Source organism: Ruegeria sp. CDSC042 (assembly GCF_059610745.1).
The window spans coordinates 1-19,483 of sequence record NZ_JBXWOF010000006.1 but is presented as its reverse complement, the minus strand read 5'-3'; the positions used below and the strand labels follow the sequence as shown (position 1 = coordinate 19,483).

Genomic DNA, 19,483 nt, shown 5'->3' with positions numbered 1-19,483 from the left:
CGCGAATGTGGCTGCACTGCGGTTTGTGGATATGCGTTGCAGAGGTGAATGAGCCAAATCGCGCGATTTACAGTTTCTCGGTGATTGCAATGCCTTGGATTGCAAATATCCCCGAACTCAGGCCCAGGCGTTGCCCAAGCCGCTGATGGTGATCAGGAATCGAGCTTGATTGCCTCTTCGTACAGAAGCGCGGCCCTTTCGGCTTCGATTTCAAGAACGTCCATCTCGGCGCAGAAATGGGTTACATCTGCGACATTCGGAACATCAACACCGTCCAGCTGTTCGACGACGGGCTGCAACTTGACCCAATGCGTCTGCACTTCGGTCAATGCTTCACGCGCAGCTTTGCTTGGCGGTTTGGCGATTGTTATCGAACTGCTACCACCTTCGATCAGCACATCCACGATCTTACCAAACTTCTTGGCGTTCTTTTTGAACTTCTCGTGGTGCTCAACTGTGTCTTTGCCTGTGGCAGCCAGAGCGATCTCTTTGCAGATTTTCTGCGTCAGCATTCGTTGGCGACCCGCAAAGTCCAGCGCAATCGCAAGCGCCAGATCAATGTCCACGTCCCCGTAAGCTTCTTCCAGCTTGCGAACAACATGGTGACAGGCCTTTTCCAGAACCTCGTCATTGTCGACAATCATATGAAGATGTTCGTCATCAACCGACCCGGCCGCGATGATTTCTTCAACTGCTGTACGATAGGGCGCCCAAAGCGTCTCTACCTCTTTCAGAGCATTGTTGACGGATACAAACCTTTCGCGATCCACACCCGAAGACCCTTTGCCTTCGCGGAACCCCAAAAGGATGTTGTCGAACTCATCATGAGCATGTTGCAGCTCTGCAAGATCTTTTTCCACCTCAGCACCGAGGCTCAAAAGCACAACGGCTTTGGCGACCTTCTCTGTGAGGAAACTCAGCTTATCCGCGGCCAGTATACGGTGTGCTACCTGACCTGCGGCCATTGCCAGTGCATTTCCCCCCACTGGCAACAATGTCGCAACTGTCGCGACTGATGCGCAGTTAACGAAGACTCGTCGATTCATTCTCATTGCAGTTAACCTTACCCCTGTTCACATTTAACCCACCACATTCGAACGTGACCTCTTCTTTCAGGTGGCAATGTGGAACGCCCAAGATCAAATTGTGTTGATTTCGGGACTTACGCCACGTCACCCAAACCGAGCCAGAACTGGTGATTCATAAGGTAGATGGGCCATTTTGTTCGACGCATACGACAGGTCAAAAACAATCCTAACCAACCGGGATCACACAAATCCTTTGCAGAGTTGCACTACGGTTTTTTGGGTTTGCCCAAGTTAGCAACTGAACATTTTGGTGAATCGAACTGTGACAATTATAAGTTTCGACTTTGCACCCCGTACTGCGCCTTCAGTTGCTGAACCGATCCGCAATACACGTCCAAATCAACCTCTGGGGCAATACCGGACACTCGCTCGTTCGTAGAGTGCTGCCAAAACTCCCATTGCGGAGCATTCGGTGCGGGTCTGGCTGCGTATTCTGCCAGCCAGACCGGGTAGTTCCCGAAACCCGAGGTCAGCTCGGTCTCCCAGGTGTTCAAATTGGCATATACCATCGGAACCGTTCCGAAAGCCCTCTGAACGCTGGTAAGCCATTCCAGCGCGAGGCTTCGATAGGCCGCCCCCTGTGCCGTCGGGACGCCTTCAAGATCGAGTGTAAATGGCAGGTGCAGAAGGCCGGATTTTCCAACCGGGCCTTTCGAAAGAACTGCCTGCACTGCATCGACAAAATTCGTGACCTGTGGCTTGGCCGGGTGGCTGATGTGAAGCAGGTGATAGGCGCCGCACAGGATACCCACCTCATTCGCGCCCAGTACATTTGGCTGAAAATACGCATCCTTGATGCTGACGCTTTCGGTCGCCTTTATCAGCGCAAAAGAAACACCCGAGGCTGCGACTTGCGGCCAATTGATATCCCGCTGATGATCACTGACATCTATCCCTTTTGCCTGCGCCTTATCTGGCGCCGCTTTGGGAATCTGACCCGATGGTTTGCGAAACGACCTTACAATTTTGCCCAGCCTACATGCCATCAGATCGGCCTTTTCTATCTGTCATAACACCGCATCCAACCGACATTTGATCAGCCAATAGACCGAGATGTTGATTGCGCGGGTCTCGGTCTCGCTGGTCAGGGCCGACCCTTTAACGACGTTGCCCGAATTGGATTGGGGTGTGGGGGCGATAACCGGTTCCGGGCCTAACACTCCGTTTGAAACCGTGCTGTCGCTTTGTTCCAGCACATGTTGGTGTTGCTGGAGCGCAGACAGTTGCAGCGACCCTACCCCGGCATATTTCTGGTTCTTTTTGTCGGTCCGGTACCTCTGGTCCTGATCCTTATCGACTTTCCCGCCGGGGTCGACGCCGCGCAGAAAATAGCCCTGGTAATCAGGCAGTCGAAACTCTCCGTCCTTGCCTTTACCAAACAGATATCCGATGGCGGCAAACAATTCCGGATAGGCGGAAATCAACAGAGGTGAGCCGTCGCAAACCTTCCAGCCATAATGTTGCAGATCAGTGGTCCCGCCCGCCAGCTTTTTGGATTGTCCCAGAAGCTCCCCGGAAAAAGCGATCACCGCGCCAACTGGCATCCCCAATACTCGGCCCGGAGACGGACCCCAGCCTTGTTGCGGCTCAAGCGGTCCGCCAGGAGCATTTGGTCGGGGCGGGGTCGGAAAGCCTGGCGGTCTCATTCTGAATCCGCCTGACCTGGCAGATCACTATCCGCACTCAGCATGCACATATGCGTGGGCACCTGAACCGTCCAGGATTGCGCATTGCCTTCATCGTCTTGTGTATGTTCCGATTTAATCCGGGCCACAATCTCGGCGTCTTCGGGCAAGCAAGGGGCAAGATGGTCTGCATCCGGCCAGATCCGACCGGTGCGCAGGAAATACAGGAAACTGCGCGCGTGCTTTCTGTCGACCGGTGCCAGAATGCGCACACGGTCAGCGCGCAGAAAATCCCGGAACCGCAGGTCGGGTACGGTCTCGCGCAGGGCAAGATCCGCGGGGTCGCCTGTCAGATCGCTGACTTCGTCTTCAATATCCATGAATGTGGCGATGTCGGACCACCCGACCGTTTGTTGCAGATAGTGCCGGATACGCGGCTTGGCATAATCCGGGGCCACGGCATCTTTCTCGGACCCGCTGAGGGTCAAGATTTGCTCCTGGGCCGCAGACAGGATTTCCGTCGTCACCGCCTTGTTCAGGAACGCAGGGTTCTGAGCCTCAATCGCAGCCACCTGTTGTTCCAGTTTGCGACGATATCCCTCTAGCTGCCGCGCATACGCTTCCTTGATCAGCCTATAGGTTTCGAATTGCCAATCGGAATAAGTCTGCGCCGACCGTTGGCACGTCACTTCAAGAGTTGCCGCAAAGAAACCGGTCAATTCGGATTGCAAATGCATTGGTGCAGGATCCGGAACCGGCATATCCGGCGGAGAGTTGGGCTCGGACGATTGTGTGGCCGCGGTTTGCTTGAGGCTGCACAGAATGGTGAACCCAAGCGGATGGCCTTCATCCGCCGGAGAGGTTCCGGTTCCGAACCCTTTATCCAGCTGCGCGCTCAGCACCTGCGCGCCCGAGGCTCGGCTGACAGGCAGGCGCAGTGGCTGCGGTGACTTGTCCGCATGACCGTTTGAACCGGGCGGGGCGGATTTGCCCCCCGCTTGCTGAGGTTGCAGGGCGACCGACCCGACGATGACATGGGTTTCTGCGGGGGTTCCGACACTCATCACCGAGGCTGTTGCACTGATCGGCTCAAAGCCGCCTGGGATCAACAGGGCGCCTTCTGCCACTGGCGTGTGGCTTTGCACCGTTTGGCTCACCACAAGCTGGGATGGCGGCGCCATGCGGGTCGCCTCCACCCCGAATTCCTGAAAGGCATCAAGGTAAAAAACCTTGCCATCGTCAGTCGAGCCTGCCGTGTCCGTCAGATTCTGAAACCCGGCAATCCCGAACTCAGCTGGCGATTTCGGTGGGCGCAGATCAAGCTGCCAGGACCGGCGGATGTGCCTGACCAGATTCTCGCCCGGGCTGGGGACCATGATCTCAAAAATCAGAACCTCGCCCAGGCTTTTCGTGCGCAGGCGGAAGCTTCTGTTCACCCAGCGATAGATGCCGCGGATATCCGTGCCGTTCCGCCGATTGTCAAAGCGAGTCACATCCGAGTATTCGGTTTCTTCAACTTCGGATACCTCGCGCGTATGGCGCATTTCGCGCGACAGGTTTCGCACCGTTTTCTCGACGATATCGCGGGCGAATTTCAGGTCGTTTTTCGCAAAGCCCCCGGCGGGCTGCTCTTGCACCCACCAATTCCCGGTAACACTCATCTTATTGCCATCTGTCGGCATTCCGTACTGGGTGTCGTAGGAGTTGACATGCGTGGTCGAGACATGGTCGGCCAACGTCTTTTGCACCTGGTTGATTAGGTCCGAGACCGAGGTATCCTCGTCCCGCCGTGCAATTTTGGTGGTCACATCGGAATGTGCCTCATGGCTTTCGCGGCGCTGCAACCTCCGGTTTCGCGTCTCGCGCATTTCACCGCGCAAGACATTTTCGATACGCTGCACGTCGCCCAATTCATACCCAAGTGGCTGATACCGGATCGAACGGGCAAGCCCGTATGAATAGGCGCGCACCCAGCCGGGCTTTGTCAATTTCAAAGGGATCTGATGATCTGTATCCTTTGCCGCAACCGGCGCAGGCTTTTTCGGCTCGAATATGGAGCCAGGCAAAACCAGCGTCGCATGCATCCAAGCTTTGATCTGTTGCCCGGTGACCGGATCGGTCATCAAACTGGCCTGCCCTCCTTCGGTTGCAGCCAGTGCACGGGTCAGAACGTGATGGGTAGTCAACACCTGAATCAGAACTGCAAGTTCGTCTTTTTGCCAGCCAGCCAGAAGGTTCAGCGCAATAATGCTTTCCCAGATGCGGGCCAGTTCCTTTTGCGCATCCGGTGCATTTGCCAGAACCTTGAATGCGGCCCATCCGCCCAGACGGGCCTTGATCAGATCTGTGATCTGGGCCAGAGAAAATTCCGGCAGCTCTCGCAGAGCCGGCCACAGTTCAGGGTAAGAACTGAATGGCGGGCCAAGCGTTTCAATCGAGGAGATGAACCCTTTGGGTTTGTTCGGTTCAGCCGCAGACTGAGCCTTGCCGGATTGCCCCGCATCCGATGCCGGATGAGGCGAACTATCCCCACCTGGTGTTTTGTCGGTGTTCGAGCTTGGATCCACGTAAGTAACCGCCAAAGCCTCCTGCCCTGACCTGTCCCCGGATTTTGAAACAAGGCTTTGCAGGAACACGCTGTTCGCCAGGATCTTTTGCGGAACCTCCATGAAACCCGCATCCAGCGCGCCCGGCGCTATCGACGGCCAATGTTTCATATAGATGAAGGGGAACAGCTCATCCCAGCGCAGGTTAGCGCCCTGAGTGACCGTGCTCAGCCCGTCAGAATCCGGGTCATCGCTAAATGGATTATCACCATCACCGCCGTGAGTGTGGCTTGGCTGATCTGGGTCATGCCCGTCATGTCCACCGGAACCGTTTTGCCCGTTGCCAGAGTTCCCACCATCATCGGCCCCGCCCCCTGCTCCGGAATCGGGCGATGGAATATGGCTTGGCTTGCCGAATTCAGACATGAAACCCTGAAAGCGCCAGACACGACCGGTCTCGGGTTCTTGCAGAGCCAAAGCCCCAAGGACCTGCTGGGACAACGGCGTACTCAACCCGCTTTGCCAAGTCAGGGTACCGGTCAACCGCTCACCGGTTTCGAACAGCACATTCAGCGGCGTTCTTTCCTTGTACCTCAGAACAGGGCCGCGCACGGCCTTGCCCGGTGTCTTGGTGAAAAAGAACTGGACGGTCACGAATTCCGGGGGATCGGCACCATGCGGATGGGTTTCGAAATTGGCCACCAACTGGTTACGCAGATCCTCGAACGGCGCATCCATCCAAATGAGTTTGGGGTCCTGGCTGGTCATGCCCGTTAAGCGTCTTCCACCGCCAACACGACCTCAAGCTCGCTGATCGCCTGCAGTGAACCCTTGGTCAGCTTGCTGGATTTCAGGCCACTGATTTCCAGACGCTCGATATCCAGTTGCCAGACATCAACACCGGTATGGATATTGTCAAAAGGCGCGTGCGGAAAGAATGCCTCGATCTCGGTGTATTCATACAGGTTGTCCTGAATCACGGCCAACATCGCCGCGCGAGCCTCGGCCAACACCTCAACCATATAGTCGCGAATGCGGTCCAGATCCGCGTCGGACACTTCGGCGAAATAAACTGCGGATCGCGTGCCATCTTCATCGAAACGGGTCACGACTTCGGTCGCCGGGGCGAGCAATATCTCATGCTCGCCCTCGATTGACACAGGCCCCTTGTCTGCCGCTTCTGGGGGAAGGAACTCGATCAGCGCACCGCAACAATCAATCAGAATTTGCTGGCCGGCTTCGGCAATGAAATTATCATCCTCCCAAAGCTCAATCGCGATTTCAGGATCAACCTGAGCGTATGGCAGAGCATAGCGCCCGCCGCCCTGCAGTTTCTGACCTTCGGGGAAAATTTGCCCCCCATTTCCGCGCTGGAAAAAGGTCAAGATAGGTCGACGAAACATCAGAAACCGACCAGAGCGGGTATGTACGAGTGCATAAACCTGAAAGGCCATGTGTCTTCTCCTCCGATATGTTAATTCGGGCTGTTGGTGACTTAGTCCAAACCCAATACGCGACGGACGCGGCTCAGCTCGCGGTCATGAACAGTCAGGGCATCCAGAAACAGAGAGACCGCAACCCGGTTATCCGCAGAATAATGCCCGCCCAGTACATGCTCCAGCGCAGCCGGGCAGTGGTCATAGACACCCGCGATATTGTCGACGCTCAGCGCGCGCATCCCAGTACGCAGAACCTTGTCGCAATAGGCAGCAAAGCTGGCGTTCAGGTCGTTGATCACGATCCGCTCGGTTTTAGGTGAGGTCGACGGCTTGTACGGCTCGTAAAGTGGCACCCAGCTTTCGGCGCGCCCCAGATGGGTCGACGTGGGCGGATAGCCATTGGCGGTCATGAACATCGTACAGCCAAAACACGAGGCCAGCTTGGTGGTACAGTCACCAACCGTAATTTCATAAGGCGTGCAATGCGGGCCCAGATGATAGGCCTTGTAGATCGCCTGGATCATACCGTGGGTATAGCCCTTAACGCCTTCGTCCCCGCTTTCATCGACGAAATTCATACCCTGATCAAAGCGCATAATATTGGTGATCTGGTCCGACCGGTTTGTCGCCCCGTGATCGGGTTCCTCTTCCTTCGGAGCATCCTGCGCCAGATCGCCCCCAATGATGCCCCAACCAACGCAGTCATGGTCATGGGTATCGCGACGAACGCGCGGGTTCCACAGGGCAGAACCCTCGGGCGGCAACCACCGAGGGTACCATCCCTCGAAAATATTGTCGTCATGATCGCCCGCATCCAGATCAGGGATATGGAACCGCGCGCTTGGCATCGGACCGACCGGATCGGTGTCGCCTTCGACATTTCCGTTATCGACAAACCCGGTATAGGCCCCCAGCCCGATATACTGATAAGCGGGGTCGCGATCCCTTTGCTTGATCTCATCATATAGCACCTGCCCCTTGTCACTGAGGTGGTGTTCGGGGTGGCGGATATCGCCCTCGGTCGGAGGCTCATGCCCGGCCAAACCATAAACCCCAACGATCACAGCGCCGGTTTTATGATCGACGGCCGTCCCTGCCCTGACCGAATGGCCCTGCATGTCGATTTCCAAAGCGGCCAGCTGTCCGATTTTCTGGGCGGCTTGCTGAAGCTGATCCCATTCGCGGGACCATTTGTCGGGCCTGGGCATCTCGTCAGAAGGTTCCATTGAAAACTGCACATCGACATTGGCGCGGATCTGTTCGATCGAATGACCTACGATGGCGGCGGCAACAATATAGTCCGCCTCAAGCTTGGGATCAGCACCGCCGTCGGTCAGAATTCCGGATGTACGTCTGTAAGCCATCAATTCACTCCTCCAAAGTTTCGCCCGCTTGGGGCGTCATGAATATTGAATGTCGTAACCAAAAAAATTGATTGGATCGGAATTCGGACCCGGCGTGCCGCCATACATGGCGACGCGCATCGCCTGGACCTGGTGAAGATCAAAACTGGCCACACCCGGACCTATTTCCCGGCGGTCGATCCGAAAACCCTGCCGCGTTGTCATATCGGCCGCAAAGTTCAGCCGGTCCGGAGCCCGGAGCACGCATTCTCCCTGCAAAGGCAGGCGGGTTTCGGTCAGGGGAAAGCCGCAGCGCACGACCTGCACCTTGTGCAACCGATGCCCTTTTGGAACCGTGATGGTCAGGTCAATCCCGTCGCCTTTGCGCCGGGGTTCGATCGTTGCCTCGCCACAGACAACTTTGCGATCCACCAGAACATTGGGCGAGATATTGCCCTCGCGGGTGACGAACCTGACCGACAGGGTCAGGTCAATCTGAAAGCTTCGGTACCAGCGATACGGGCATTGCAGAACAACCTGCCAGGTTAACGGCCTAATGTGCTGGTCGTGATCCAAACAGTCCCAGAACAGGCCAACCCTGCGCACATTGGGGTTTAATGATCGGTTCTCAAATACGAGTTGGGTTGTCATCGCGCCACCCTGACGAATCTGTGTTATGAACTCGACGGCGGCGGCGACAGCCTCATGATAAAACCAAGCTGTTGAAACCCCGGCTCCAGGCCGGATTTCAGACGCAACCTCAAGAACTTTCCATCCGGCTCGCCACTGATTTTGACGTGGCCGACCACTGTGAAATCTGTTTTGCCCTTATCGCCCTTGGACGTTGACGCCTTGGTATCACTGCTGGACTTGGGTTTGACCGGTTTGGGAACTTCAACCCAGCCATCACTGACCGCAAGAGCCTGAATTTTGGATGAAACCCCGTCCTTGGAATATGTGAAATCCGTGAAGGTGACGGCCACGTCCTCAAATTTCCCGGCATCGTCCACCTTGTACTGGACCGAAATCTGAAGCCCGTTATAGGGGGGCTTGTTGCGCCCGGTCTTATGGAAATCGCCAGATTGCCAAACCTGTTTGATGGGCTTCAAACTGTCTTTCTTGTCCGCGTCATCCTTGGGTTTCGAATCCGGCTTTTTGGGATTCGCGGGCTTTACCGGCGTCGGGGTATCAGCGGCAGCCTTCTGATCGCTGTCTTCGTCGCCCTTAGACCGTTTGCGTTTTAGGGCGATTGTTGTGTCGGCAGTTTTGGTCATGACACACCTCCTCTTTCCATAGCTCCGTCAAGCGGTGTGCATCCTGCGGCTAGTAATCCGCCGCAGGGCGCGTTTACGCATTGATGTTTGCCAGCTGGAAATCAAAGGGGGTAGAGTTTTTGCCAGGCCCGCCGCCCGACATCACGATATCAGCGCTTTGGATGCCGAACAGATTGATCTCTGTGTTGATCTGACTGATGATCGCCGAGTCCATGACCTGGCCCTCTTCGATCTGCGACACCACGCCGATATAGATGGTCGGGTGGAACTGAAAGACGCCCTTCTGCCCCGGCGCAAGGTTGGTCTTGGCGGCCAGAAGTTTGCCTTCGCGATAGATATTCGCGTTGATCGATCCCATGGTCAGATTGTTGCGCAGCTCGACCTCATTCGGCGACGTTGCCGGGGTTTTGGCCAGGCGCAAGATATCCCCGCTGGTGTCTTTGACCATTTCATAGGCCTGACCGTCATAGGCCGTCATCTGCGGCGTATAGTTCCCATAGCTGTCCGAGGCCGAAACCTGAAACTTCAGCGGGTATTTGAAGGGGTGATAATCCAGCCGCCCCAGGTTTTTGATGACTTTCCACGCGATAGCGAGTTCGCCGAAATCTTCGGCCACGTTTTGCTGGAAAATAACGATCGATGAATTATTGGCATCATCCGAGTGATTGACCAATCTGAGTTGAATATTTTCGGTAACCAATTTCAGATTCCTTCCATTAGCGGTTCTTGTCGAGAACGACGAAATCGTGAATCAATGCTAGCTGAGAACTCTGTAATTCGATCTTTGCAGGAATCATCATTTCCTTTGATCTTTGCACTGTTAGACCCCTGCCCGCGGTAACCGGTGCACACTTTGGCCAGCCTCGCGCGCGCAGGAGCATGCTCATCCAGGACGTGTTTTGGGTGATGCTTAGTTCATCGAATTGCGATAGCGCCGATACTCCGACGGCGAGACGTCGAATTCCCGTTTGAACGCGGTCGAAAAGTTATTCGCATCCTCGTAGCCAACCTTGAAGGCGATGTCCTGAATGCTGTGCTGCCCCTCAAGAACCAGGGCCGCTGCATAGTTCAACCTGTAGCGCCGAAACCAAGCCATGGGGCCAACACCGAACTCTTCCTTGAACCGCTTGGACAAGGTGTTCCGGTTTGACCCGACCACTTGCGCCAAGGCGTCAATGCCGCCGGCAAATTCGGGCTCGGTAGAAAGGAAATTACAAGCAGCATTGACCAACGTATCTTTTGAAAAGTACTCGGCAGAGACATCCTCTTTCATCAATGCTTGCGCCGCACTGAATCTGTGCTGGATTTCGCTGGTGACAAATGGATAGGCAATATAGTCGCTGTATCCTTGCGAATATACTTCGGCACGTGCCGTCGACAAACCCAGGTTGATCAGTGCAAAACTGTGCTGGCGCTTATGCGACCCGGCAGGTTTTGGGGCATTGGCCGGCACAAAACGCTTCAGGCACTGACGTACAACGATTGCTTTTTCATGGTAAGAAATGCCTGTGCTTTCTGCATCGTTCGACACGCGGTATCCCATAGACCTTTCAACTATGCTGCGAAATTCGGACAAAAGGCGCGGTGTAAACTCCAAGCAGATCACTCGGTCACGATCATAAGGACTATGCATAAAATTCCCCATCCAAAAAACTTCTGAAAATTTTGTAGGGCGCCACGCAGAGTGCGACCTCTGCTGATCTGAAAAATCAACTTGAGTCGCTGAGCCGCCACCACAACTTTTGATTGAGTACAAAAGGCCTGGGAACTTCTGTTAACTTATTCACATATTGCATTATTAGACCAATCCAATACGGCATTAACCATAAATGAATGGCAAATTGCCAAGGGTTCTCCTTGCCAGTCAGACCAAGCTATGCCTTCTTCTGCCAACGCAATGGGAGACATGGCAGATGAGCGAAGCGGTCAATCTGACACTGGATGAAATACGAAACCTAAGCCTGAACATCCTGTCCGGATCCGGATACGGGCCGGACCATGCAGCGGCCATCGCGGATATGCTGGTCACCTGTCAGATTGATGATTGCCAGTCGCACGGCCTGTTCCGACTGTTCATGTGCAATGACACCATGAAGGCAGGCAAGATTGACGGAAATGTCTCGCCAGCCATTACCCAATCGGATAACGCCATCGTTCGGGTCGATGCTCGCGGAGGTATGTCCCTGCTGGCATTTCATGAGGCACTTCCAATTCTGATCGAGAAAACCCGAACCCATGGTATTGCAGCCATGGCCATCAATCGCTGTTTTCATTTCTCTGCCCTCTGGCCCGAAGTGGAGCGGCTATCTGCTGCCGGCCTTGCGGCGATGGCGATGGTACCAAGCCATTCCTGGGTTGCCCCTGCCGGCGGCACCCGCGGTTCATTGGGCACCAACCCACTGGCCTTCAGCTGGCCGCGACAGGGCAAGGATCCCTTCACCTTTGACTTCGCAACAAGCGCCTTTGCCCGTGGCGAAATCGAACTCTATCGCCGCGCAGGCAAGCCCCTGCCCGATGGCGTAGCAATCGATAAGGACGGCAACCCAACCAACGATCCGCAGGCTGCGATGGAGGGTGCGATGTTGACCTTCGGCAGCTACAAGGGTTCGGCCCTGTCCATCATGATCGAACTCTTGGCCGGTCCGTTGATCGACGACCTGACCAGTCTGGAGAGCATGGAGTTTGCCGGCAACTCAGGCGGCGCCCCCTATCATGGTGAAATCCTTCTGGCCTTCGATCCGAGGCATTTCAGCGGTGGCCGCATAGACCCGAATGATGCAAGGGCAGAACGCCTGTTCGCTGACATCACCGATCAGGGCGCGCGCCTGCCATCGCAACGCCGGTTTGCCGCCCGGGCCCGCAACATCGAACGCGGATATGTTGAGATTGCCAAAACCCTCTATGACGATCTGCAAGAGTTGGCCCAACAGATTTAGCCCCCTTCCCCTCAGCAAAGCAGCTGGCTAAGAAGTCTCTCCGAACGACTGTCAGGAGGCCCCATTGGACCGCATCGCCCGCACCATCGCCACCGAGATCAACGCCCGACCCGATCAGGTAGGGGCCGCAGTAAAATTGTTGGACGAAGGCGCGACTGTGCCCTTTGTTGCGCGCTACCGCAAAGAAGCGACAGGTGGTTTGGACGATACCCAACTGCGCACCCTGTCAGAACGCCTGACCTATCTGCGCGAATTGGACGCCCGTCGCGCAACCATCCTGAATTCGATCAAGGATCAAGGCAAGCTGACAGTCGATCTTGCAAATTCCATTGCGCTGGCTGACACCAAAGCACAGCTGGAAGACATCTACCTGCCCTACAAACCCAAGCGGCGCACCAAGGCAATGATCGCACGCGAGAACGGGTTGGAACCTCTGGCTGACGCAATTCTTGCAGACCGGTCTGTCGATCCCGATACCCTTGCCCAATCCTACCTATCCGAGGCTGTTCCGACCGGCAAGGATGCCCTGAACGGTGCTCGTGACATTGTCACCGAACGACTAACCGAAAACGCCACCCTGTTAGGCGAACTGCGCAGCTTCATGCAGCGCGAGGCGCTGCTGACCTCGAAGGTGATTGATGGCAAACAACAGGATGGCGCGAAATTCAGCGACTATTTCGACCATTCCGAGCTGTGGGCCAAAACGCCGTCTCATCGGGCTTTGGCGATGCTTCGCGCGTCAAAAGAGGGCATCGTGACATTGGACATCGCGCCGGACCCCGAGACCGGCGCTGCTCGGGCGGAAGCGATCGTCGCATCACATCTGCTAACCCGCACGGATTCAACTGCCGATACTTGGTTACGCAAGGTGGCCGGTTGGACCTGGAGGGTAAAGCTCTCGCTGACGATGATGGTTGACCTGATGGCCGACCTTCGCAGCCGTGCCCAGGACGAGGCGATTTCCGTTTTCTCTCGCAATCTCAAAGACTTACTATTCTCTGCGCCAGCTGGCGCCCGCCCAACCTTGGGGCTGGACCCTGGAATACGAACAGGTGTCAAAGCAGCGGTTGTCGATGCAACTGGCAAAGTGGTTGCAACTGAAACAATTTACCCGTTCCAACCCAAGAATGACCTTCGAGGCGCGCAGGCCACAATCCTGCGCCTGATCGCCCAGCACGGCATTGAGCTTGTTGCAATCGGCAACGGAACAGCCAGCCGCGAAACCGAAAAGCTGGTCGGCGACACGCTCGGAGATTTGCCCAAAACCGTCACTCCTCCCACCAAAGTCGTGGTCTCGGAAGCCGGAGCATCGGTCTATTCCGCATCCGAACTGGCCGCCCGAGAATTCCCGGACCTGGATGTTTCCCTTAGGGGCGCAGTTTCAATCGCCCGTCGTTTACAGGACCCCTTGGCGGAACTGGTCAAGATCGAACCCAAATCCATCGGGGTCGGGCAATATCAGCACGATGTGGATCAATATAAGCTTTCGCAATCATTGGCATCTGTCATTGAAGACGTTGTGAACGCCGTTGGCGTTGATCTGAATACTGCTTCTGCCCCATTGCTGTCGCATGTGTCCGGGTTGGGCCCGGGGCTGGCAGAATCCATCGTGTTGCACCGCGACATGAATGGTGCCTTTCAATCTCGTTCAGAGTTGCTGAAGGTGGCGCGCCTTGGTCCCCGCGCGTTCGAACAATGCGCGGGTTTTTTGAGAATACGCGATGGGGCCGAGCCCCTTGATGCGTCTTCCGTGCACCCCGAGGCTTATTCCGTGGCCCGACGCGTTGTCGCCGCATGTGGGCGGGATATTCGGCAAATCCTGGGGAATGAAGGCGCCCTGAAAGGCCTGCGCGCCGAACAGTTTGTTAACGACAGTTTTGGCCTGCCCACGGTTCAGGACATATTCTCCGAGCTTGAAAAACCCGGTCGTGATCCCCGGCCACATTTCAAAACTGCCTCGTTCGCTGATGGCGTGGAAGAGATCAGCGATTTGAAACCTGGAATGACCCTGGAGGGCACAGTTACCAATGTTGCGGCATTCGGTGCTTTTGTTGATATCGGTGTTCATCAGGACGGGTTGGTGCATATCAGCCAACTAGCAGATCGGTTTGTCAAAGATCCCCATGATGTCGTCAAAGCGGGCCAGGTAGTTAAGGTACGGGTCGTCGAGGTGGATGCGCCGCGAAAACGCATCGGTCTGACGATGCGCAAGGATGGTGGCATTGAAACCCGGCAAAAGCGCGTTCAAGGCAGCGACCAAACGCGGCAAAGCCATACAAAACAAAAAGAATCACAACGCGCAAAAAATGGCAATAATGCGCAGCAGGGGGCACTTGCAGATGCACTGAAATCTGCGTTCAAAAAACAATAATCTGCTAAAGGGTGTGCACCCCCCTGCCCTTACCGAGATCAGTCGAAAGCGTCTGGCTCTAGTTCTTTCCAGAATTCGAAGATTGCGGTTGCGTTCAGCCCCGAGCGCCACGCATGCGCTCGGAAATGCTCGCGGTCAAGGTCGTTGTCTAGACCGGCAAGAAACAGTCTTTTATCTGCGTCCCTCTGTGTCGGGTTTCGCCGCGAAACCAGCTCTTCTACGATCGAGAGTTTCCGCGCCCGCTCCTCCCGCTCGGCTACCCGTTCGGCATAGGCTTTGTCTTCAACCGCCACTTGGGCCTGCCTCGCCTGCGCTTCTTCCAGTGCTTCAGGGCTGGGCTTCGCTGGCTGTTCCGGTTCAGGTGGCTGATAGTCATCGCGCAATGCGGCCGACAGATAACCCAATGTGGATTTCACTCCGCCCTTTTGCCTTACGTAATCAAGTTTCTGCGCAACGTAGTCTTCACCATGTTCGGAAATCCACTGTCGGGCCAAACGATCCGAGACCCCTTGATCACGTAGCTTCGTGTACACCTGCATATTCCGAGCACCGTCGCTGTCATCAATTTCGAACATCGCCTTTTGCGGGTTTCCCTTAATCCGAAAGCGAATATCGGTGACCGTCCGGCCTTTCTTTTGGAACTCGGGTTCGATCAGAATGTCCGAGCTTTTGTTCACCTCGGCAACCGCCGGCTTGATGATCTTAGCGTTGAGATGTTTAAAGCTGGTATAATAGTCACTGCCATCTACACCCATGAGCTTTCGAAAAACGTCCAAGGCCCACCAACCTGTCGACCCGATGCGCACAAAGCGATAGCAGTTTTCATACAGTGCCAATCCGTGCCCAGAACTAAAGTTGCGCTGAATCTGAACGTTGATCAGCGCATAGATTTTGGGATCATACAGCTTCTGCGCCAGCGCCGGTGAGTAGGCATATTCACAAACACCATTCTTGAGCTTGGCAAAACTCAGCAGAGAGGAAACACCCCATTCCTGACGCCCCTGCTCATCCAACATGTCCCATTCAGCGACAGTCTCGGCCAGGGCGCGCAGGCTTGCACGCAAGGTATCAAAATCGTTCGAGTTATAGCCGACCATCATCGCCAGAGTTCGTGCATCGATGGTATGGGTCTGTGCAGATGTCAGCGCATCATAGGCATTGAGAAGCAGGACATTCGACAGCTTTCGCTGAAGCAATGTCAACTTACCGCTGATGTGAATCGCGGCGACGTTCTTTTTCACCGTTTCCCTTCGCAAGGCTCCGGAAAGGTGATCCATGTCTATTTGTGTTTCCGGCATGATTCTGCCTGACTGCTCTTTTTTGCATTTCTGCCATGAAAGGTACCTATCAATCAACTTCTATTAGGTGCCCAAATACAGGATCAGGCTCATCCCGAAAACGGGTACCCTAAACAGATATGCCGAAACTTATCCCCAGACCCATCATCGCGAACCCGTCATAGGAACGACTCGGACAGGATCGAACGTACTAGAAACGGCTTTGTAAGTGTCTAATAGCGTCGAAGATCCACGTCCCTGCGAATCGGTGCCCTTGTTCCTGTCGAATGGTTCCCTTGGTCCCGTATCTGGGCACCTTTGATCCCGGAATCGGATACCCTAGGAACTGTAAATGGGTCCCTAAGGTGATCTAACTTGTTGTTATAATTATCATATTCTTAATCTAAATCTCTTAAAGACTCTATAAATAATAAACTCTTTGTTGGCGTGCTCTCTCATTTTTCTAGAGTTTCGTGGCGAAACCCAGCCTTACGCGCAAAAACTGTGGAAAACTTCCGATCGCAGGATAGCTTTAGAAGATAATGTTCGCTACATTCCTAAATATACGCCGCTAAGGCGAACATCTTCTGAGGCAACGACAGTGAACAAATCAAACCAACCTCCGCTACCGCCATATCTGAATCTTGATCCCGCAACAGCGGCCGGGAAGTTACCTGATCCTATAGGAACCTCTCGATTCGCAAAAGCAGCGGCATTCTGCGCCAAAGGCCGTGAGGATCTTGCTCGCCGAGGTTATGCTCCTGATGGGGAAAAGCGGCTGCGTAGGTTTTCAATTTGGGAAATAACTAAGTACCTAATTCCGGTTGCACCTGCGCATCTCCGCCGTGTCCTCAAAGCACATCCTGATCTTCCTCAAGGCGAGGGTGAAGCCGGTTCAAAATGGTTCACTTTGGAAGAGGTCCTGACCTTGCGCCAGCATTTTGCGGCTGAAGGCGTCAGCACGAAGGAGTATCTTCCCTACCGGCCTGAAGGGCTTCCGGCAAAGGTTGTTTCCGTTGCAAATTTCAAAGGCGGTGTTGGAAAAACCTCGACCGCCGCCCATCTGGCCATGTCCGCCGCCTTGGACGGATACAAAGTTCTGGTCATCGACCTCGACAGCCAAGGATCCATGACGTCGATCCTTGGCGGGTCCGTCGCAGATGAATGGCAAACTGTGTTCCCCTTGATCGCGAAGGATTATGCTCGGGCGGTGCAGGAGGAAAACCGCGTGCGCAATGCGGCAGGTCAACCTGAAATTCCATTGGATGAGACCTTGCAAGAGGCGCTTAAAACGACCCCTGGCGATGTAATTCAGAACACCCATTGGCCAAATATTGATCTGATAGGTGCGCAGTTGAACCTTTACTGGGCCGAGTTCCAGATCCCAGTGTGGAGGATGGGGCTGAGAAGTTGGCCTTTGTGGGACGGCCTGACCAATTTCCTCGAGGATGAAGGTATCCTCAACGATTATGACATCGTCTTTCTCGATACGCCTCCTGCACTTGGGTACCTTACGATCAATGCACTGGCTGCAGCAGATATCCTTCTGGTTCCGCTTGGAGCTTCGTTTCTGGAGTTTGATTCAACGGGTCGGTTCTTTGACATGCTCTATACGACCTTTGCCAGTATCGAGGATGGTGAAAACACGGCACAACGCGCAGCTGGCTTGCCTGAGCTCAAGTTCGAATGGGATGTTGTACGCGCAATCATCACCCGGTTTGATGCCAGTCAGCAAACAGACATGGCGAACGTAATTCAGGCCTATTTCGGGGATTTCATGAATGCCTACCGGCAGGACTATACTGCTTTGGTCGGGCAGGCTGGTGAGCAGGTGAATGGGATCTACGAAGCCGACTACCGTGATTTTAACCGGGATACGTATGTTCGGGGTCGGGAAACGTTTGACCGGACTTACGCAGAATTCAAAGAGGTTCTGATCGGTTGCTGGTGGCGCGACGCTCAGATGGGAGGAGAGGCAGATGGCTAAACGCAGAAGACTGACCGCACCGGACACAACAGAGCTCGAACAGCTTGAAGCGGGTTTCGCCGCGAAACCGTCGATCAGCCCGTTTGAAGCAAGCTCGTCCGCACCTCCAATAGCTCAGGTTGCAGCGGAGGCCGCTACCTTGGGTGGCATGGCGTCCGTGACAGACAGAGTCGCTTTGGCCCAGGACCAAGGTGATGCAGCTCGATGGCGCGATGCACAAACTGCCGGTTTGATTGCGGAAAAAATATCGCTGGATCAGATTGATCCGGATTTCATCCGCCGTGATCGGATGGTTGAAGACGAAGAAGCCATGGCGGAACTGTTGGAATCGCTGCGCGTTCACGGCTTGAGAACGCCAATCGAGGTGAGCCGGGTCGGTGACAGTTTTGGCCTGATCTCGGGCTATCGGCGTCTGGAGGCCTTCAAGCGGCTGTCCCAAAGTGATGCTCGGTTCATCGAGATTCCTGCATTTGTCCGTGAGGCTGGAACAGGGCAGGGCGCTTACGTCTCGATGGTGGAAGAGAATGAGCTGCGCTCGAACCTCAGCCCTTATGAACGCGGGCGCGTCGCGGTTCTGGCGGCAGGGCAGGGGGTTTTTGCTTCAACCGAGGCCGCTGTCGATGTGCTTTTTGCTGCTGCGTCCAAAGCCAAACGGTCCAAGGTCCGTAGCTTTGCTATGGTGCATGAAGCGTTGGGGGATTTGCTGCAGCATCCCGTGTCGTTGTCAGAAAAGGCCGGGCTCAAGCTTGCTTCGGCATTGCGGGACGGGGCACAAACCAGATTGCGTCAGGCATTGGCTGGCGCCGGCCCGTTGGATTCCAAGTCCGAATGGGGTCTGCTTGAAGCTGCGATCAAGGGCGTGCCGGACGCGGAAAAAGCTAAATCGCGCGGCGGGCGCCCGCAGCAGGTGCAACGCTTGACACCGGTTGTCCTTCCCACAGGCGGCACAATTCAGGCCGAAGTGACATCTGGGGAACTCCGCCTCAGGATACGCGGGCGGGAAATTTCAGTTGATGAGGCTCAAAAACTGATCGACAAGATTGGCAACCATCTGGGTTAGTCCTGTGACGAGACCGGGATAGGTCGGTCTCGTCGTCAAAAAATCAAAGAGCTGACTGGATTGGTTCGCAGAGGCGAATTCTACTACTGTCAAGGTAATGATCAAAATGAGGAATAAATGATCATTATGGATTCAAGATCCTTTGGAGGTGCTCGCTAGAGGAATTTGGGTAAATGCTAATGTCGCTGAGGCAAACGTTTACGTGGGTTCTGCCGCAAACTTCGCCCCCACCTGTCAGTTCGAGTGCATTTCTGGTAGCGCGTGCTGGAACATGACAGGAGCAGGCCGTGAAGATCTCATTTAAGGGCGCGCATTTTCCGAAAGACGTGATCCTTCACGCGGTTTTCTTCTATCTCCGCTACGGTGTTTCATACCGGGATCTGGAAGAAATCGTGGCGGAACGTGGCGTTGATCTGGATCATACGACGCTAAACCGTTGAGTCAGTCGATATGCAGGTCCCCTTGCTGAAACAGGGCGGTATAGAAAGCGTCCCGCAGACCGTTCGTGGCGCATGGATGAAACCTATGTGAAAGTAA

The 19,483-nt window shown here is 55.0% G+C and carries 15 protein-coding genes and 1 pseudogene; 5 read left to right on the top strand and 11 right to left on the bottom strand.

Annotation, left to right across the window (positions count from 1 at the left end):
* Positions 1-152: 152 nt before the first annotated feature.
* The 10 genes from AC2FHX_RS13215 to AC2FHX_RS13170 all read right to left on the bottom strand — a co-directional run bounded on the left by AC2FHX_RS13215 (position 153) and on the right by AC2FHX_RS13170 (position 10,858).
* Positions 153-1,046, bottom strand: a complete 894-nt coding sequence (locus tag AC2FHX_RS13215) for a type IV pili methyl-accepting chemotaxis transducer N-terminal domain-containing protein (protein WP_496702399.1) — start codon at positions 1,044-1,046, stop codon at positions 153-155.
* Between the two features lie 311 nt (positions 1,047-1,357).
* Positions 1,358-2,074 (bottom strand): glycoside hydrolase family 25 protein, encoded by a 717-nt coding sequence (locus AC2FHX_RS13210; protein WP_496702401.1) that lies wholly within the window; start codon positions 2,072-2,074, stop codon positions 1,358-1,360.
* 21 nt (positions 2,075-2,095) lie between these two features.
* Positions 2,096-2,734: a tail fiber protein gene (locus AC2FHX_RS13205; RefSeq protein WP_496702403.1), complete on the bottom strand. Its 639-nt coding sequence runs from the start codon at positions 2,732-2,734 to the stop codon at positions 2,096-2,098.
* Complete coding sequence (locus AC2FHX_RS13200; protein ID WP_496702404.1) at positions 2,731-6,027, bottom strand: hypothetical protein; 3,297 nt, start codon at positions 6,025-6,027, stop codon at positions 2,731-2,733. The genes AC2FHX_RS13205 and AC2FHX_RS13200 overlap by 4 nt, the downstream gene beginning before the upstream one ends.
* Positions 6,028-6,032: 5 nt before the next feature.
* Positions 6,033-6,713: a hypothetical protein gene (locus AC2FHX_RS13195; RefSeq protein ID WP_496691403.1), complete on the bottom strand. Its 681-nt coding sequence runs from the start codon at positions 6,711-6,713 to the stop codon at positions 6,033-6,035.
* Positions 6,714-6,754: 41 nt separating this feature from the next.
* Positions 6,755-8,062: a hypothetical protein gene (locus AC2FHX_RS13190; RefSeq protein WP_496702407.1), complete on the bottom strand. Its 1,308-nt coding sequence runs from the start codon at positions 8,060-8,062 to the stop codon at positions 6,755-6,757.
* Positions 8,063-8,098: 36 nt separating this feature from the next.
* Positions 8,099-8,692 carry a hypothetical protein gene (locus AC2FHX_RS13185; protein WP_496702409.1) on the bottom strand — a complete coding sequence of 198 codons (594 nt, stop codon included), beginning with the start codon at positions 8,690-8,692 and terminating at the stop codon, positions 8,099-8,101.
* Between the two features lie 23 nt (positions 8,693-8,715).
* Positions 8,716-9,315 carry a hypothetical protein gene (locus tag AC2FHX_RS13180; RefSeq protein ID WP_282021702.1) on the bottom strand — a complete coding sequence of 200 codons (600 nt, stop codon included), beginning with the start codon at positions 9,313-9,315 and terminating at the stop codon, positions 8,716-8,718.
* A gap of 73 nt (positions 9,316-9,388) precedes the next feature.
* Complete coding sequence (locus AC2FHX_RS13175) at positions 9,389-10,015, bottom strand: hypothetical protein (protein ID WP_142640307.1); 627 nt, start codon at positions 10,013-10,015, stop codon at positions 9,389-9,391.
* Between the two features lie 210 nt (positions 10,016-10,225).
* A complete protein-coding gene (locus AC2FHX_RS13170; protein ID WP_496705312.1) occupies positions 10,226-10,858 on the bottom strand; it encodes a helix-turn-helix transcriptional regulator in 633 nt (210 codons plus the stop codon).
* A gap of 370 nt (positions 10,859-11,228) precedes the next feature.
* On the opposite strand from AC2FHX_RS13170, the gene AC2FHX_RS13165 reads away from it, so the two are divergent.
* On the top strand, positions 11,229-12,251 hold the full coding sequence (locus tag AC2FHX_RS13165; protein WP_496702413.1) for an Ldh family oxidoreductase: 1,023 nt from the start codon (positions 11,229-11,231) through the stop codon (positions 12,249-12,251).
* A gap of 64 nt (positions 12,252-12,315) precedes the next feature.
* Positions 12,316-14,622 carry a Tex family protein gene (locus AC2FHX_RS13160; protein WP_496702415.1) on the top strand — a complete coding sequence of 769 codons (2,307 nt, stop codon included), beginning with the start codon at positions 12,316-12,318 and terminating at the stop codon, positions 14,620-14,622.
* A gap of 38 nt (positions 14,623-14,660) precedes the next feature.
* Here the strand turns inward: AC2FHX_RS13160 and AC2FHX_RS13155 are convergent, their stop codons facing one another.
* Positions 14,661-15,920, bottom strand: coding sequence for a replication initiation protein (locus AC2FHX_RS13155; RefSeq protein ID WP_496702417.1), 1,260 nt, complete (start codon positions 15,918-15,920; stop codon positions 14,661-14,663).
* A 580-nt stretch (positions 15,921-16,500) separates the two neighbouring features.
* On the opposite strand from AC2FHX_RS13155, the gene AC2FHX_RS13150 reads away from it, so the two are divergent.
* From AC2FHX_RS13150 to AC2FHX_RS13140, 3 genes and pseudogenes are all read left to right on the top strand, one after another.
* On the top strand, positions 16,501-17,886 hold the full coding sequence (locus AC2FHX_RS13150; RefSeq protein WP_496691397.1) for an AAA family ATPase: 1,386 nt from the start codon (positions 16,501-16,503) through the stop codon (positions 17,884-17,886).
* Complete coding sequence (locus AC2FHX_RS13145; protein WP_496702419.1) at positions 17,879-18,946, top strand: ParB/RepB/Spo0J family partition protein; 1,068 nt, start codon at positions 17,879-17,881, stop codon at positions 18,944-18,946. Before AC2FHX_RS13150 ends, AC2FHX_RS13145 begins: the two co-directional genes overlap by 8 nt.
* 287 nt (positions 18,947-19,233) lie before the next feature.
* Positions 19,234-19,483: pseudogene (locus tag AC2FHX_RS13140) on the top strand (IS6 family transposase); the annotation flags it as partial.